This window comes from Olivibacter sp. CPCC 100613 (assembly GCF_036959255.1).
Classification (GTDB): Bacteria; Bacteroidota; Bacteroidia; order Sphingobacteriales; family Sphingobacteriaceae; genus Olivibacter.
In genome coordinates this window covers 1-579 of the sequence record NZ_JAWMTI010000045.1, presented here as the reverse complement: position 1 = coordinate 579, position 579 = coordinate 1, and the positions used below count along the sequence as shown (strand labels likewise).

Sequence of the window (579 nt, the reverse complement as noted above, 5' to 3'; positions counted from 1 at the left end):
GGAAAACGGACGGGTCGATATCCCCGACCTCCGCCGTGTACTGCTCCGTATAGGCACCAGGTTCCTCACCGTAGAGCTCGTGGAAAAGCATCCCCTCCTGCAGACCGCTCAGACGGTATACGGATACAACATTAGTTGAAAAAGATACATGCTCTGCATTCGAAAGAAATTTTAATAATTTGTCCTTGTTTTCACTTATATATGTTGTAATCTCTTTATTATTACGTATAGATTTCTGCTCTTCAGAAGATAATTTTTGAGTTGCTTTTAACACCAATTTATCTCCTTTAATTTCCAAAGCAAGCTTTAGTGAACGTAATTTACTTAAGAATCTATTAATCTCTAATTCATTAGTATTTTGCATAAATATCTCCCTCCTAAAATTCCATTATACTGTCATTACCATCATCTTTATTCAACAAAAATTCGTCAAATTCCTTATAGTTTACTCCAGCTAAACCGTAGTCCGACGGGGTCGGCCTGCCGCCCGAGGCCGATACCTCCAGGCAGTGCGAGATGATCTCGTTCAATACCTCCAGGTAGCGGGCGCAGAGGCCCTCGGCAGTCGACGGATGGTAG

1 protein-coding gene is annotated in these 579 nt (G+C 42.3%); it reads right to left on the bottom strand.

The genetic code is table 11. The features are described from left to right. A partial coding sequence (locus RYH73_RS26625) for a hypothetical protein (RefSeq protein WP_335316474.1) occupies window positions 1–364 on the bottom strand: 364 nt, incomplete at its 3' end. Window positions 365–579 lie beyond the last annotated feature (215 nt).